Source organism: Candidatus Tisiphia endosymbiont of Metellina segmentata, from assembly GCF_964030715.1.
GTDB lineage: Bacteria > Pseudomonadota > Alphaproteobacteria > Rickettsiales > Rickettsiaceae > Tisiphia.
Genome location: NZ_OZ034919.1, coordinates 1,394,252 through 1,410,810, shown reverse-complemented (window position 1 = coordinate 1,410,810; position 16,559 = coordinate 1,394,252). Strand labels below are relative to the sequence as shown.

11 protein-coding genes and 2 rRNA genes are annotated in these 16,559 nt (G+C 35.4%); 12 read left to right on the top strand and 1 reads right to left on the bottom strand.

All coding sequences use genetic code 11. The annotated features are described in order from the left end of the window. Positions 1-222: 222 nt before the first annotated feature. Positions 223-1,212 (top strand): ribonucleotide-diphosphate reductase subunit beta, encoded by a 990-nt coding sequence (locus AAHM80_RS07290; RefSeq protein ID WP_341751429.1) that lies wholly within the window; start codon positions 223-225, stop codon positions 1,210-1,212. 254 nt (positions 1,213-1,466) lie between these two features. Here AAHM80_RS07290 and AAHM80_RS07285 read toward each other — a convergent pair whose 3' ends face one another. Beyond that, positions 1,467-2,240 carry a hypothetical protein gene (locus tag AAHM80_RS07285; protein WP_342259758.1) on the bottom strand — a complete coding sequence of 258 codons (774 nt, stop codon included), beginning with the start codon at positions 2,238-2,240 and terminating at the stop codon, positions 1,467-1,469. A gap of 206 nt (positions 2,241-2,446) precedes the next feature. On the opposite strand from AAHM80_RS07285, the gene odhB reads away from it, so the two are divergent. The 11 genes from odhB to tnpA all read left to right on the top strand — a co-directional run bounded on the left by odhB (position 2,447) and on the right by tnpA (position 16,487). Further along, complete coding sequence (odhB, locus tag AAHM80_RS07280; protein ID WP_342259757.1) at positions 2,447-3,634, top strand: 2-oxoglutarate dehydrogenase complex dihydrolipoyllysine-residue succinyltransferase; 1,188 nt, start codon at positions 2,447-2,449, stop codon at positions 3,632-3,634. A 21-nt stretch (positions 3,635-3,655) separates the two neighbouring features. Next, complete coding sequence (locus AAHM80_RS07275; RefSeq protein WP_342259756.1) at positions 3,656-8,092, top strand: pentapeptide repeat-containing protein; 4,437 nt, start codon at positions 3,656-3,658, stop codon at positions 8,090-8,092. 199 nt (positions 8,093-8,291) lie between these two features. Beyond that, positions 8,292-11,071 (top strand): 23S ribosomal RNA (locus AAHM80_RS07270). Positions 11,072-11,225: 154 nt separating this feature from the next. Then, positions 11,226-11,340 (top strand): 5S ribosomal RNA (rrf, locus tag AAHM80_RS07265). A 301-nt stretch (positions 11,341-11,641) separates the two neighbouring features. Next, positions 11,642-12,214, top strand: coding sequence for a VUT family protein (locus tag AAHM80_RS07260; protein ID WP_342259755.1), 573 nt, complete (start codon positions 11,642-11,644; stop codon positions 12,212-12,214). 417 nt (positions 12,215-12,631) lie between these two features. Further along, entirely contained in the window at positions 12,632-13,414 is a 783-nt protein-coding gene (locus tag AAHM80_RS07255) for a DNA cytosine methyltransferase (protein WP_342259754.1), read from the top strand. Then, a complete protein-coding gene (locus AAHM80_RS07250) occupies positions 13,299-13,574 on the top strand; it encodes a DNA cytosine methyltransferase (RefSeq protein WP_342259753.1) in 276 nt (91 codons plus the stop codon). The genes AAHM80_RS07255 and AAHM80_RS07250 overlap by 116 nt, the downstream gene beginning before the upstream one ends. 2 nt (positions 13,575-13,576) lie before the next feature. Next, positions 13,577-13,759: a hypothetical protein gene (locus AAHM80_RS07245; protein WP_342259752.1), complete on the top strand. Its 183-nt coding sequence runs from the start codon at positions 13,577-13,579 to the stop codon at positions 13,757-13,759. 237 nt (positions 13,760-13,996) lie between these two features. Then, positions 13,997-14,572 carry a dephospho-CoA kinase gene (gene coaE, locus AAHM80_RS07240; protein ID WP_341748118.1) on the top strand — a complete coding sequence of 192 codons (576 nt, stop codon included), beginning with the start codon at positions 13,997-13,999 and terminating at the stop codon, positions 14,570-14,572. Beyond that, positions 14,560-15,255, top strand: a complete 696-nt coding sequence (gene dnaQ, locus AAHM80_RS07235) for a DNA polymerase III subunit epsilon (protein WP_341748117.1) — start codon at positions 14,560-14,562, stop codon at positions 15,253-15,255. The genes coaE and dnaQ overlap by 13 nt, the downstream gene beginning before the upstream one ends. Before the next feature lie 800 nt (positions 15,256-16,055). Further along, entirely contained in the window at positions 16,056-16,487 is a 432-nt protein-coding gene (tnpA, locus tag AAHM80_RS07230; RefSeq protein WP_342259494.1) for an IS200/IS605 family transposase, read from the top strand. Positions 16,488-16,559: the final 72 nt, after the last annotated feature.

Below are 16,559 nucleotides of genomic sequence, written 5' to 3'. Positions count from 1 at the left end.
CGTGTCTCCTACAAATTCCTCAGCAAAAGCGAATTATGCAGGAAGTCTAATGAATATACGCGAATTCGGGATAAGAATTTATCAATTCTTATCCAATCGTCATTGCGAGCGAACGTATGTGAGTGTGGCAATCCATGAAGCTTGTCATATAGATTGCTTCGTCGACCTATGGTCTCCTCGCAATGATGTTTTATAGTAGTATACTTAAAAAGGAAATATAATATGTCTTTACTTAATGCCAGTCCAATCTACAAACCATTTTCTTATCCATGGGCTTATGAAGCGTGGCATATTCAACAACGAATTCATTGGTTACCAGAGGAAGTGCCGCTAGCTGATGATCTAAAAGATTGGAAATATAATTTAAGTCCTGGAGAAAAACACCTATTAACCCAAATATTTCGCTTCTTTACTCAAGCTGATATTGAAGTAAATAATTGTTATATGAAACATTACTCTAGGGTATTTAAGCCAACTGAAGTACTGATGATGTTATCAGCGTTTTCTAATATGGAAACAATTCATATTGCTGCTTATTCTCATCTGCTTGATACCGTAGGTATGCCAGAAACTGAATATTCAGCATTTCTCAAATATAGAGAAATGAAAGATAAATACGACTATATGCAGCGTTTCGGTGTAGAAACTAAAGAAGATATTGCTACTACTTTAGCAGTATTTGGTGCATTTACTGAAGGGTTACAGTTATTTGCTTCATTTGTTATTTTACTTAATTTTCCTCGTTTTAATAAAATGAAAGGTATGGGGCAAATTATTAGTTGGTCAGTAAGGGATGAGACGTTACATACTGATTCTATCATTATGTTATTTAAAACTTTTATTAGGGAAAACCCTGAAGTATGGACTGAAGAGCTTCGTAGCCGTCTTTATGAAGCGTGTGCTACTATTGTGCATTTTGAAGATGCCTTTATTGAGCTAGCATTTGAAGTTGGTGGCATTGAAGGTCTGACAGCTAGAGAGGTAAGACAATATATTCGTTATATTGCCGATCGCAGATTAATGCAGCTTGGACTTAAAGAGATTTATTTAATTGATACTAATCCGTTGCCTTGGCTTGATGAAATCTTAAACGGTGCTGAACATACTAATTTCTTTGAAGGAAGGGTGACAGAATATACCAAAGCTGCAACTACTGGATCGTGGGAAGATGTATTCGCTGAGATGGATGGTAGGAGGAGTGGTACTACTTAACCTGAATTCGATGTAACAAGTTACATCGAATTCAGTATTATATATAGAAACAATCAGGTTTGAAGCGGCTGCCCACCTGATTGTTAAAATATAATACTCTATTCAATATGTGATTTTAATAATTAAAATCACATATTGAATGATGAAAAAAGTTAAAATGCACCCGCGTCAGCCGCTTCAAGAGTGCATTTTCCCTTATAACAAAGCAAGTATCGATATAAGAATTATTAATTCTTATATCGGATTCGCGTGACTTAATGTGTTCTTGCTGGATTATTAGGTTTTCTACTAATGCGTGATACGTGGTCTACCATATTTGGAGGTTTTGGTGTTGGGACTTTAGCTTTAGGTAAAATCTTTTCCTCCTTAGGTGGTTTGTTAATTGTTGTGTCAAAATCGCTAAATAAACTTGTCTGAGTTTGAGGATTTATTTTATTTTTAGCAGGATCACCAGTAATAACGTTTTTTATATAAGACAGGATAAATCGACCGCAATTTATATTATCAGCTATTTTCTGATGACCTAGATATGATGATTTAAAGGTAACTCTATCTTTTCCAAATGTTTCTTCTAGTGAGTCTCTAATTGGCTTTAGTGGGTAGAAACGGCTAAGCCATCCTTTGGAATCCTGATGATGAGATGTTATATTGCCAGCATTATCTTTATTAAGTTCTAAATATGTGAAGTGTTTCCTTGTCAGAAGTCCAAAAAAATATTTGTTAGACTGACAAATAGGAATTATTGCTTTCTTCCAGTTAGTATCTTGGTTTAATACTCCAAGTGTATCCTTTAATGGGGCTGCAGTTGTTGTAAGCGTACTACCTTTTTGAGCATCATGAGATGGAGCAGTGATATAATTATTGTCATTTTTAAGATAATAATTGATTTTATTCTCAGGATTCCCCGGATTTTCATACGTCTCTGCTGATAGTTTATATCCTTGCCTTCTAGATAAATCTTTCAAGACATTATATATCTGAGTAGGCTTATATGCCATATATGGCTCAATTTCTTTCCGATCTTTCATTTCATTCCCTATAATATCCTTGATATATATTAGTGGTAAATAAAATAATAGTATACTAAAATGACTGCAAAAAATAGATGTTTTATAGATAGATGTTTTTAACATCATTTGAGTGCTAAAACAATTTTTGTTATTAGTGCAAGATATAAATAATAGTATAATAGTATAATAGTATAATAGAATATAATTGGGAGAATAAAATAATTATGAGTATTGAAATTATAGTTCCATCTCTTGGAGAGTCTGTATCAGAAGCGGCTATTGCTAAGTGGCATAAAAAACAAGGAGATGCGGTAAAAGTGGATGAACTACTTTTAGGACTTGAGACAGAGAAAGTTACGTTAGAAGTAAATGCACTTTCCTCTGGTGTAATAAGCAAAATACTTAAGAATGAGGGCGATACAGTATATGTGGGTGAGAGCGTAGGACAAATTACCGAAGGAGAAGCTTCTAGTGTAGCTTCACCTAGTACACTAGACAAAGAGATAAAACAGCAACCTGCAAGTACCAACAAGGTTGATGTTCCGCCCTCGGTGCAAAGATTAGTGAGCGAAAATAAACTGCAATTAGCTGACATAAAAGGTACTGGTCGAGAAGGCAGAGTAACCAAGGGAGATGTACTAGAGTTCATAAATACCCCGCCTGTGAAAGAAACAGAATTACCTGTTATAGCCAATGTTGTACGTGCAAATGAAGGGATGGTTGAGCGTGTTAAAATGTCACGTCTTCGTAAAACTATAGCGGATCGTTTAAAACAATCACAAAATACTGCAGCTATTCTAACTACTTTTAATGAAATTGATATGTTGAAAGTTATTAATTTGCGTATGCAGTATCGTGAAGAGTTTGAGAAGAAGCATGGCGTTAAGCTGGGATTTATATCATTTTTTGTAAAAGCTACTATTGAAGCTCTTAAAGCAGTCCCATCGGTAAACGCCGAGATAGAAGGGGATGAGATTCTGTATAAGAATTATTATGACATTGGTGTTGCAGTAGGGACAGAGCAGGGTCTAGTAGTGCCAATAGTTAGGCAGGCTGACAAATTGAGTTTCGCTAAGGTTGAGAAAGAAATTGCTGGTTTAGGTAAAAAGGCTAGAGAAGGAAAATTATCTATGTCTGATCTATCAGGTGGAACATTTACCATTTCAAATGGCGGTGTTTATGGATCACTATTGTCAACTCCGATTATTAACCCTCCTCAATCTGGTATTTTAGGTCTTCACAAGACTGAAGAAAGACCAGTAGTGGTTAATGGTAAGATAGAAATACATCCCATGATGTACGTTGCTTTATCTTATGATCATCGTATTATTGATGGCAAAGAAGCGGTTACTTTTCTTGTAAAAATAAAGGAATTGATTGAAAATCCTGAGAAATTGTTATTAAATCTTTAATACAAAGAAGGAATATAAGTTATGGTGAAAAATAAACCTGTTGTCTATGATCTCGCTGTTAAGATTGAAAAATTTCGTCCTACTAGCAAGGATATAAAGGATTATATTACAGCTCAGCATGCAACTTTAGCAAGTGACCCTAAGGAAAGTTTAAGCCTTAACCAATATTTAAAGGAAAAATATTTTTCAGATGATAATGTAGTAGTAGTTGCAGATTTATCCGATAGGACTTTTAGTAGATCTGGTAATGTAACAGACCTAAGCGGAGGAGATTTTACTGGTTGTATACTTAAAAATACTACTTTTACAGGATGTAATTTAGCTGATGCGGTGTTTTGTGATGTTGATTTTGACAATGCTTATTTCGAAGATACTATTCTAAAAAACATAGATTTTAGAGGGGCTGACCTTGCTAATTGTAGGTTTTCTGATGGCTATAAAGGATACTCTCAAATAGGGAAAGAACGTGATATTGAGGGGATAAAATTCAGTACCACTTCTTCTTTAGGCAGAAAATATGCTGACATAAAAAGTGACTTAGTTCGCAAAAAAGAGCAGCAAGATCTTATAAGTAGTAAACAAAAAGAATTAGAGGAGGCGGAGAAGAAGTTAAGCTTGAAAGCTCAGGCTTGGCGTATTGGAGGTTATAAAACCGGGAATTCAGAATATGATAGGCTGCAAGAAGAGCTGCAACTAATGGTTGAGCAAAAAATATTTCCTAGAGAAGATAATTCAATGCATGAAACTTTTCAAAACATTTTTGGCAGTAGCAGTTGTACTTTTGATCCAGCTTATGTACGAGGATCAACTAAAGAACAGCGGGATCAAGAAACGCAATATGTACCCTTAGCTCGGAAAGATATAGAGCAATATTTGCAGGCAAGAAAGAGTAATGAGAATTTAAGCTTAAATGATTTTGCTAAATCTAAATTAGAGAAATCACAGATAAGATCAGGAGCAAGAATTATTGCAGATTGTTCTAGTAGAGTTGATACTTCTACTAATAATGAATGGTATGATAGAGTTGATTTATCTAATTTAGATTTCTCTGGAGCAGATTTAGGGGGTGCTGTGTTCGCAGGGTCCGTTTTATCCGGATGTAGATTTAATGGTACTAATATTAGTGAAGCGAATTTCGAGAGTGCAGAACTTGATCGAGCTAATTTTTTAGGGTCTAAAGCAGATAACGCGAATTTTTTTAATAGTAATTTAAGTCAGGCAGTCGTTGATAATAGTCAGTTTACACATGCTTTTATGGCTCGTTCTAATGGTCAGGAGGTTGTGATAAATAACTCCAACTTTGATTATGCGAATATAAAAAAAGGTAAATGGGATCACGCAAAATTGACTGATTCAACATTTAATCAGTCAGATTTGCAAGGTATCTCTTTAATCTCAGCAGATTTACGAAGAATACAAATGCAGCATGCAATATTAGATAAAGCTGTTTTAACAAAGTGTCAAGTTATAGAGAGTAATTTATCTAATGCTTTGATGGAAAAGGTTGAAGCACATAAGGCAAAATTTAAAGATACTATATTGCAGAACATAGAAGCAAAAGGATTAGATTTGTCGGATGCTGAGTTAAGTGGTTTGACTAAGTTGGATGGAGCGAATTTAGAAGCAGCTATTCTAAGAAGGATTAATGCTGAAGGAGTGAATTTTATTAATGCCAATCTAAATATGGTGGAAGCACAAAAGGCGAATTTCAGAAATGCAATTTTAGAAGGAGTAGAGGTCAAATTTGCTAACTTAACAGAGGCGATTTTAGAAGGAGCGAAGGCTAAAGGAATCAATGCAAGTTATAGTATACTAAAAAAAGTTCATACACAAAAGGCTGATTTCTCGAATAGTATAATGAGGAGTATTGACGCTCAGGAAGGTGATTTTACCGAAGTAATATTCATGAATGGTGATCTTACAAAATCAAAATTGCAGCAAGCGATATTGGAAAAAGTACAAGCAGAAAAGGTTAAGTTAGAAGGAGTTAATTTACGTGCGGCAAAGTTAGCTGAGGCTGATTTGTCTAAAGCTACGGTCGATATTGATACTGATATTGTGGACGTAAATTTGATTGGTTTACAAGGCACATTCATTCAGAATGGTCAAGAAATTATTCCGCAAAAGCTTCAAGAAGAGCAAAAACAATTGGAGCAAGTAAAAAAAGCGGAGCAATTAGAATTAACACTAGAGAATTTACCTCACATCGCTGTAGGTTTATTAAAAGAGACAGGGACATTTCTTCTTGATATTGCTACTATAGTACCTTCAGCTATTAGGAATCCGCTGGATACAAAGAAGCTATTATATGATGAGCTATATGCTGATTTCCTGAAATTTCAAGAAGTGAGTGGAAAATTATTAAGTGATAAGTTGCTAATTGAAGAAAGGCAAAAATTACAAAAAGAACAAGTAGAGCATGTATCTAATCTAATCAAGGGAGCTGGTGCAGTGGCTGATATATATATTCCTGCTCTGAATGAAGCACGATCTGATCTATTGAAAGATCAGATCGCTCAGCGTGTTTTGTTGCCAGTTTTAGAAGCTGTGTTAAATCCCGCTCCAATGATTTCACCTACAGAAGCTAGTAGAGTTAATCCTGATATATTTGATGGAGTAGATAAAAATTTTATTAGAAGGATAGTGCCGTTGGTGCTAAAATTAGGAGGTGGCGTATTAGAAGGAGAATCAAATAAAAAAGTACAAGAAATTTATAAAAATCTAATAATTTCTAACGAGAATTCAGGGCGTGATATCATTAAAAATGCTTTAGAAATCTTTACCAGCCCTAAAGTAGCAGAAGTAGTCAAGAAAGATTTAGTTGAGTTTTTACGTGATTCAGCTAATCAAAAAGAAATTACCAAAATTGCTGAGAATGTTCTAGACGATAAATTTACTAGATTTGTGTCAAAAGAATTTTTTAGGGATACTGTATCACTAGCAACTAATGCAAGTAGCACGATATTAGAGCATACTCCTGAAATGGTTATGATCTATGAGTTCTATATGAAACATCAAGATTTGGGCTTGGAATTATTGACTAATAAAAATTTATCTCCAACTCGAAAAGAAGAAATAATAGGAACGCAAAAAGCCATGATATTGTCTATTTTAGATAATACTAGTAAGGTTGTTCAGGATCTAGCTCCTGTCTTAAAATTGACTCTACCACAATATTTTGCTGATAATAAAAAGAATATTTTAGAATTTTTGGATAAAACAGAAGTGCAGCAAAATATAAGATATCTTGGTCTGAATCCTAAATTTGTACGTGATGCAACAGCAGCAACTATTCCATTTATTGTTGATGTTTTACCGATAATAGCAGAACTTACTGAAAGTTGTTTAGCAGACAAAGAGGGGTTAGAGCGAATCATTGAGCAAGCTAAAGAGGTTATGAACGTACCTGAATCCAAACAAGCAGAAAAAGTTGGTAAATTAGTAAACTCTCTTATTAAGTTTAATAAGGATAATCCTAAGGTTAAAGAAGTTTTACAAGAAAAAATACCTGAGCTTTTAATAAAACATGCTAAAGACCTTGGCCCTGTGGTTGAGAAATTTTTAAATGAAACCGAGATGGGTAAAAAACTAAAACTAAAAGGTGAAGCAATTGTTAAAGCACTAGGGGATCATGCTAAGGAAGTAGGAACAATAACGGCTTCATATAAGAAGGGAGAATATAGTGCAATGGTTCGTCCATTGATTAATTTGTTATCTGATACAAAAGTTCTAAGTTTAGCTGTAGAAGCTACTGTTAACCTTTGGAAGTATAATTTTCAAAAACATTTTGTGTCTAATTCAACACGTGAAAAAGTAATTGGTGAAAAAATGAACCAAATTATGGAAGATGTTTTGTCCAATCCTCTTGTGATAGCTAAGTCAGACAAGAAAATAGATTTATCTTCTATCTTTCAGGAGCAGGCTGAGAAATATAGTCGAAATAATTCATCTGAGTATTCACCGATACTTTATTATTCCTTAAATAATAAAGATTTGAGAGGATTATCTTTTGAAAAAGTAGATATGAAATTAGATAATTTTGAAATTAAAGGGTTTAATTTTAATGAAGTGACGTTAGGAAAATGTTCTCTGAAAAATGCTGAGTTGAAAGAATGTTCTTTTAAGAGAGTTACTTTTAAAGAACATATAGACTTTGAAGGAGCTACCATTGATGGTGATACTTTAACTACACTTCTTTCGGAAATTAAAAAATATAATAAAAAACATCCGGAAAAAACAATGAATTTAGATAATATCAGAGTTGTTGGGAATATAAGCGAAGAAGTTAAATCAAATCCTTTGCTAAAAAATGTAGATTTGAATAAAGCTACTGTAAAAAAAATAGAAGTTATTCCACCAGTACCTAAAGCAAGTCAAACAATATCATCAAATGAACATAGAGAAAGATATGATAGAAATGCTAACAAAGAAAGACAAACAAATCTGTTAATCAGATAAAATAATGTTTGACATTGTTCTGAATAATCGGTATAAAACTTCACACAGGGCAAAAATCCTGTAGCTGTTTGAAAAGTTGATAAAACTGAAAACTAAATACACACTGCGATAATAAAAATTTATGATCGTGAGTGGATACTGTATAAGTAGCAGAATTAGTTCTGTACACATCGTACAATCTCAAGCTTTAAAAGAATCAAAGTAAATAAAATAAGAGCATTTGGTGGATGCCTTGGCACTAGAAGGCGATGAAGGACGTAATACGCTGCGATAAGCTTCGGGGAGCTGCGAATAAGCTTTGATCCGAAGATTTCCGAATGGGGAAACCCACCTGCTTAGCAGGTATCGTATAGTGAATACATAGCTATGCGAAGCAAACCCAGTGAACTGAAATATCTCAATAGCTGGAGGAAAGGACATCAACCGAGACTCCGTTAGTAGTGACGAGCGAATGCGGACCAGGTCAGTGGCTTCAGAATAAAAACTAGAACAACATGGAAAAGTTGGCCATAGAGGGTGATAGCCCCTTATAGGTAAAAAGTTTTGGAGTCCTTGAGTAAGGCGGGACACGTGAAATCCTGTTTGAACATAGGGGGACCACCCTCTAAGCCTAAGTACTCTCTAGTGACCGATAGTGAACAAGTACCGTGAGGGAAAGGTGAAAAGAACCCCGATAAGGGGAGTGAAATAGACCTGAAACCGAATGCTTACAAGCAGTCGGAGCAGACATTGAGTTTTAAAGCTCGTTTGTATGTTCTGTGACGGCGTACCTTTTGTATAATGGGTCAGCGACTTAGTTTATCTAGCAAGCTTAAGCCGTTAGGTGTAGGCGTAGCGAAAGCAAGTCTGAATAGGGCGACTTTAGTTAGATGAATTAGACCCGAAACCGAGTGATCTAGCCATGGCCAGGTTGAAGGTGGAGTAATATCCGCTGAAGGACCGAACCCACTACTGTTGAAAAAGTAGGGGATGAGTTGTGGCTAGGGGTGAAAGGCCAATCAAACTCGGATATAGCTGGTTCTCCGCGAAATCTATTTAGGTAGAGCGTTATAGCGATTACCGTCGAAGGTAGAGCACTGGATGAGCTAGGGGGTCCTACAGACTTACCAAACTCAACCAAACTCCGAATGTCGACGAGTACAGCATAGCAGACAGACTGTGGGTGCTAAGGTCCATAGTCGAGAGGGAAAAAGCCCAGACCGCCATCTAAGGTCCCTAAATCATGACTAAGTGTTAAAGGATGTGGGAAAACCAAAACAACTAGGATGTTGGCTTAGAAGCAGCCATCATTTAAAGAAAGCGTAATAGCTCACTAGTCTAAATAAGTTTTCCTGCGCCAACAATGTAACGGGGCTCAAGTCATGTACCGAAGATGCGGATTTGCACTTTAATAGTGCAGATGGTAGCGGAGCGTTCCGTAAGCCTGTGAAGGTGAACTGTGAAGTTTGCTGGAGGTATCGGAAGTGAGAATGCTGACATAAGTAGCGATAAAGAATGTGAGAAACATTCTCGCCGAAAGTCCAAGGGTTTCTGCGTAAAGTTAATCTGCGCAGGCTTAGTCGGCCCCTAAGGTGAGGCTGAAAGGCGTAATCGATGGGAATCAGGTTAATATTCCTGAACCGAAAGGGTGTGACGAAGATAGTAAATTGTATATGCTTATTGGATTGTTATATGCAGTGAATATCTTCCAGGAAATAACACCCTTATTAAAGACCGTACCCTAAACCGACACAGGTGGACAGGTAGAGTATACCTAGGCGCTTGAGAGAACGATGCTGAAGGAACTAGGCAAATTGCATCTGTAACTTCGGGAGAAGGATGACCTATAAATGGGCAACCATCTATAGGTGGCACAAACCAGGGGGTAGCGACTGTTTATTAAAAACACAGGGCTCTGCAAAGTCAATAGACGAAGTATAGGGTCTGACGCCTGCCCAGTGCTGGAAGATTAAGAGGAGGGGTGCAAGCTCTGAATTGAAGTCCCAGTGAACGGCGGCCGTAACTATGACGGTCCTAAGGTAGCGAAATTCCTTGTCGGGTAAGTTCCGACCCGCACGAATGGCGTAACGATTTCCCCGCTGTCTCCAGTATCGACTCAGCGAAATTGAATTCTCCGTGAAGATGCGGAGTTCCCGCGGTTAGACGGAAAGACCCCGTGAACCTTTACTATAGCTTTGCACTGGTATTAGGAATTAGATGTGCAGGATAGGTGGGAGACTATGAAGCGGTGGCACAAGCCACTGTGGAGTCATCCTTGAGATACCACCCTTTTGATTCTTGATATCTAACCGCGATCCTTGAATCAGGATCCGAGACAATGCATGGTGGGTAGTTTGACTGGGGCGGTCGCCTCCCAAAGAGTAACGGAGGCGCGCGATGGTTAGCTCAGGTTGGTCGGAAATCAACTGTTAGAGTGCAATGGCATAAGCTAGCCTGACTGCGAGTCTGACAAGACGAGCAGAGACGAAAGTCGGTCATAGTGATCCGGTGGTCCCGAGTGGAAGGGCCATCGCTCAACGAATAAAAGGTACTCCGGGGATAACAGGCTGATGATTTCCAAGCGTCCATAGCGACGAAATCGTTTGGCACCTCGATGTCGGCTCATCACATCCTGGGGCTGGAGAAGGTCCCAAGGGTTCGGCTGTTCGCCGATTAAAGTGGTACGTGAGCTGGGTTTAGAACGTCGTGAGACAGTTTGGTCCCTATCTGCCGTGGGTGTAGGAAGTTTGAGAGGATCTGCCTTTAGTACGAGAGGACCGAGGTGGACGTACCTCTGGTGGACCAGTTGTCGCGCCAGCGGCATAGCTGGGTAGCTAAGTACGGAAGGGATAACCGCTGAATGCATCTAAGCGGGAAACCCACCTCAAAACTAGACTTCCCTATCAGAGCCGTGGAAGACCACCACGTTGATAGGCTAGGTGTGGAAGCACGGTAACGTGTGTAGCTAACTAGTACTAATAGCTCGATTGTTTTACTTTGCTGAGGTTGTACTTGTGTACAGTATTAATTCTGCAAGAAACATAAAAAGGTTTTCAGTTTTATCAACAACTCAAATTTTAGACCTCTTTTGAAATTATGGTTCTATGAATAAATGTCTAAAGAAGTCTATATATAAAAAAATTTGTATTGCTAGCTTGGTGGTTATAGCACGAGTGAAACACCCGATCCCATACCGAACTCGAACGTGAAACCTCGTAGTGCTGATGGTACTATGCCCTGAGGCATGGGAGAGTAAGTCGCTGCCAAGCTTGCAATGCAAGTTTTTTGTGAAGGTCATGTACACTCAAATGATCCTACGAATTGCATTTGAAAATGAGGGGTAAACTAAAGTAATACGTGAGTTCCTGATGTTTTTAAAAAACAATTCTTAAAAGCGTAAGAGTATACAAATTGTCATTAGACATTTGTTTTGTGTTCCAATTCTCCAAATCATTTAACTACCCTTGCAAGCAAGTCTTTTAAAAAGTAAGTTTTAAAAAATCAACTAAATTATCTACTAACAATAATCCATATTATTTGATAAAATTAGAACAAAAAGAAGGAGGTAATATGAACAATATTAACACTAAGTTTTACATACTACTAGTAATACTACTTGGTATATTCACTTATTCATTAAATCTTTTTAATAAAATATCTCAGTGTTCTTTAGTATTTGTGTTTTTAGCTATAACTGCAAATATCATATCTGAACTATATGGTAGGAAAAAAGCTTGGATTGCTGTAACGTTGAGTATAATAGTAAGCTTTTGTTTGTTATGGGACTTCAATTATTATATTCATGGTCGTGTTATTAATGGAATTATACTTGTATCTTTTGTATCTATATTGTTATCAACATATTGTAGTACAAGTATATTTGTACAACTCAAGTCAACATGTTCTTTGAATACAAGAAATTTTGCTGGTTTAATGATGGGTGCGGTTGTAGATGGCATTGTGATGTCAGGATTTTTTGTAAATATATTCTCTACAAGTAGAGTTTTGTCGATGTTTTTAAAAGAAGTATTATTTAAATGTGCATATTCATTAACAGTTTATATATGTATATTTTTGGGGTCATTTTTAGTCCAAAAAGTATATTGCAATAATAGGACTACCCGTGAACTGAAGAATTTTTGAGTAAAAAATACAGCTGAGTACCGCAAGAATCTTGGATAATGACGATGCAATTCTTGATTTTCTATTCTAGAGTATATATACTCAAATGATATTAAAGGGTGTTGGCAAAGTAGTAATAAAGTAAAATTATCGTCATATTTTGAGAATATATTATATAATTTTACTTTTTTTGTTGGCAATTTAACTAAAGAATTACTTAAAAATTTGCTTTATATAGCATTTATATGACTTTGCCAACATTCTATATACCTAACCCAAGGAACTCTTAGCTAAAAGCGATGTCATTTCCACTTTTGCAGGAATGGCATCGATAGTAGTTAAGATTATATTTATACCAACTATTGGTACAATTCTTAAATTGCCCTGATCAAATCTAACGGAATTAACTATATCATAACTTATTTAAACAGGAATAATGTGTATAAATTTATAGACTTGTTTTGCGGTATTGGTGGATTTAGGATTGCTTTAGAAGGAAAAGGAATGGAGTGTGTTTTTTCTTCAGATATAGATAAGGATATTCAAGAAACTTATGTAAAAAATTTCGGAGAAAGACCTTATGGCGATTTAAATGAAATCTCAGAAAAAAAAATACCAAAACATGATATTCTATGTGCAGGTTTTCCTTGTCAACCCTTTAGTATTTCTGGTAAGCAATTGGGATTAAAAGGCAGTAACGGAAGATTATTTTATGAAATAATTAGAATCGCCCAATATCATAAACCATATGTTTTATTGCTTGAGAACGTCAAAAATATAATTAATATTGATAATGGATCGGTAATTAAAACAATAGATATAAAATTGGATGAAATTGGTTATAAAGTTTATAGGCATATTCTAAATTCTTCTTTTTTTGGTATACCTCAATCAAGAGAAAGGGTTTATTTTGTTTGTTTACGTAAAGATTACGATAATGATCTAAAATTTAAATATTTACCGCCAAAAGAAACTTTTGCAAAAGTTTATTTGGATGATATTTTAGAAGAAAAAGTTGATGATAGTTTATATATTAAAAGAGATGACATAGTAATAGATGGCAATAAAGAAATTGAAAGAAATTTAAGACCTCTAAGAATTGGTTATGTTAATAAAGGCGGTCAAGGAGAAAGAATCTATAGCCCCTTGGGTGGGACATGCAATAACTCTTTCCGCTTTTGGTGGAGGAGTGGGTGCAAGAACTGGCTTATATTTAATTAATAATAGAATTAGACGATTATCAGTTAATGAATGTAAAAACTTAATGGGATTTCCAAAAAATCACCATGTTATAGAAGGGGTAAAAGGTTATCAACATCTTGGCAATGCTGTTATACCAAAGATGATCAGTAATATTTATGATTCAATTGGAATATCATAATTATGAATAGAAATGCTTATATAGGAAAAAATGTTGAGGTTCTGTTTAAAAATAGCATAGGAGATCATCAAAAAATCATACAAAAAATTCAAGAAAACTTTAAAATACAAGGAAACTTCATAACTGCGATTTGTAGTGGAGTACATAATGAAAAAGTAGATGTAAAAAAGGAATTTTCTTGCTAAAGGTGGTAATTTGCTTATTGGTAATTTGATAACTTTTAAAAGAAAAGGGGGAAATGGTAAGTTATGTTCGCATAAAATAAAAACCGACCCAACTCACCCAGGTAATAACATTCAATTGCAACTGAGAATGTATGAATTTATAAAAGAAATGAAAAATTATGAGTTAGGTAATTACGTTATCTAAATTTAAATCCCTTAAAGTGAAAATTACTTAGAAAAAATAAAATATTTATTAGAATGATCGCGGTAGGAATCACCGGTAGTTATGCTTCAGGGAAAACTTTTGTCTTAAATTATTTAGCTAATCTAGGATTTATAACTTTTTCTGCTGACGAATATGTTAAGAACCTATACGAAGAGTCAGAAATACAAAATATGGTTCTTAACTTACTACCTGATCTAAAAAGCTTTGATAAAAGAAAAATTGCAGAGCTAATCTATGCTAATGATTCAGCAAGAAACAAACTGCAAAATTTTATTCATCCATTTGTAGTGGAAAGTTTGTTTCTTTTTAAACAGCAAAATAGTAAATCAGAGATTACATTTGCTGAGATACCATTACTTTTTGAAGCTGGATTTGATCAATATTTTGATTTTTATGTTACAACATTCTGCTCAGAAGAATCTAGATTAAAACGTGCAATGTCTAGAGAGGCTTTTAATTTAACAGCTTATAATAAAATAGCACAAATTCAATTGCCACAACAGATTAAAATAGAAAAAGCAGATTTTGTTATTAATACTGATGTTAATCTAGTAGATTTAGATAAACAAATAACTCAACTAATAGAAAAATTAAAATGCAGCAATTAAGAGAAGTAATTTTAGATACTGAGACAACTGGTTTAGACCCCAAAAATGGTCACCGAATTGTTGAGATTGGTGCTATTGAGATGGTTAATAAAGTTTTAACCGGCAAACATTTTCATTTTTATATTAATCCAAAGCGAGATATGCCGACGGAAGCTTATCGAATACATGGCATATCGGGAGAATTTTTAAAAGACAAACCACCTTTTGAAGAAATTGTTGACGAGTTCTTAGGGTTTATTAGCAATAGCAGACTTATTATACATAATGCAGCATTCGATATTAAATTTATTAATTATGAGTTATCTCTGCTCAAAAGACCTTCTACAGAGTATTTAGAACTTTCCAATATTATCGATACTCTTGCTTTAGCTCGGAAGATGTTTCCTGGAATGAAAGCTAATCTTGACGCATTATGTAAAAGATATAAAATTGACAATTCCTCACGTAAGTTGCATGGGGCGCTTAAAGATGCGGCATTACTGGCAGAAGTTTATGTTGAACTTACTGGAGGTAGGCAGATAAGTTTCAATATTAATAGCCAAAAGGCACAAAATATAGACGAGTTAGTGGTTCAAACTACTATGGCAAATAAAAAGAATACTATAGTTATCAAACCAACTAAGGAAGAGTTACAAAAACATAAAGAGTTTTTGTCAAAAATTCTTTCTCCAATTTGGTTGTAGAACCAGTGTGCGAAAGTGAGAATGACATATATACTTTTCTGCTTTGAAGAATTGGTTTCGCAAAACTGTGTGGTATTCGCGTACTCACGTTTTATCTTCGAGACAGAAAAGTACTTGAAACGTCTAAAAAATCAGGCTCGTAGCCCTTTTGGCATACTAAAAATTAGTCAACATAATGCTTCTTATTTGTGCTACAATTTGTTAGATATAAGGCTTTATGGTAATTTTCAAATATAATCAACTAGTATGATAGTTAAATGAAAGAGTTTTTTTGTGGTTGTCCTTTTGTAACTTTAGTGTAAAATCAACAGAAAAGTTCTTGTGCAGAGTCACAGAATGTGCTAAGTATCTGATAAGATTGGTGAAGTTTGAACCAAAGATACTCTCCCCATTCGGGATGATACTTAAGTATTAACCTCAGTTTGATGTCAATCCCTGCGTAGGTAGGGGATATAAAAAAATGACCAAGATCAGGTTGAGTTAAGTTATTTTAGACCGCTACCTATGCATAGCACAAGTGTTGAAAGTTAAAAAATCGTCTGCGAAGTGCTGTTGTAAGGCTTAAACCGTCTATTAGCGAGGAGACCGTAGGTCGACGAAGCAATCTATTATGACAAGCTTCATGGATTGCCACGCTCACGTACGTACGTTCGCTCGCTAATAGACGACTTTTTAACTCAATGATAGGTAAGCCACTAGTTTGACTAGTGAGACCATCAAGGCTTGGCCTTTAGATTTAGTATAAAATAAAAAGTTATCATATATAACTTCTTTGGCTTGACGGTCAAAGGAGAAAATATATGACAACATATGAAAGTTTAAATCATTCTAAATGGGATTGCAAATATCATATTGTGTTTATTTCAAAGTGTCGTAAAAAAGAATTGTACGGGAAGGTTAGAAAATATCTTGGGAACGTATTCCATGAGTTAGCTTTTCAACGTGGGAGAAAGATCATAGAGGGGCATATGGTACAAGATCATGTGCATATGCTCATCAAGATTCCTCCTAAATATTCTGTAGCTGAAGTAATAGGCTATATCAAGGGGAAAAGTGCTATAGCCGTTGCTAGGCAGTTTGGTGGACGAAAACGTAATTTTAATGGAGAAAAGTTGTGGGCTAGAGGTTATGCGGTCTCAACTGTAGGATTTGAAGAGAATCAGATCAAACACTACATTAAGAATCAAGAGCAACTTGATAGTTTAGGCTCTGACGAATCAGGAGAATTTTAATTAACAATGGCAGCCCTTTGGGCTGCTCATAACCGTCAAGCCCCTCGCTTTGCGAGGGCGTTCTGACTTTCA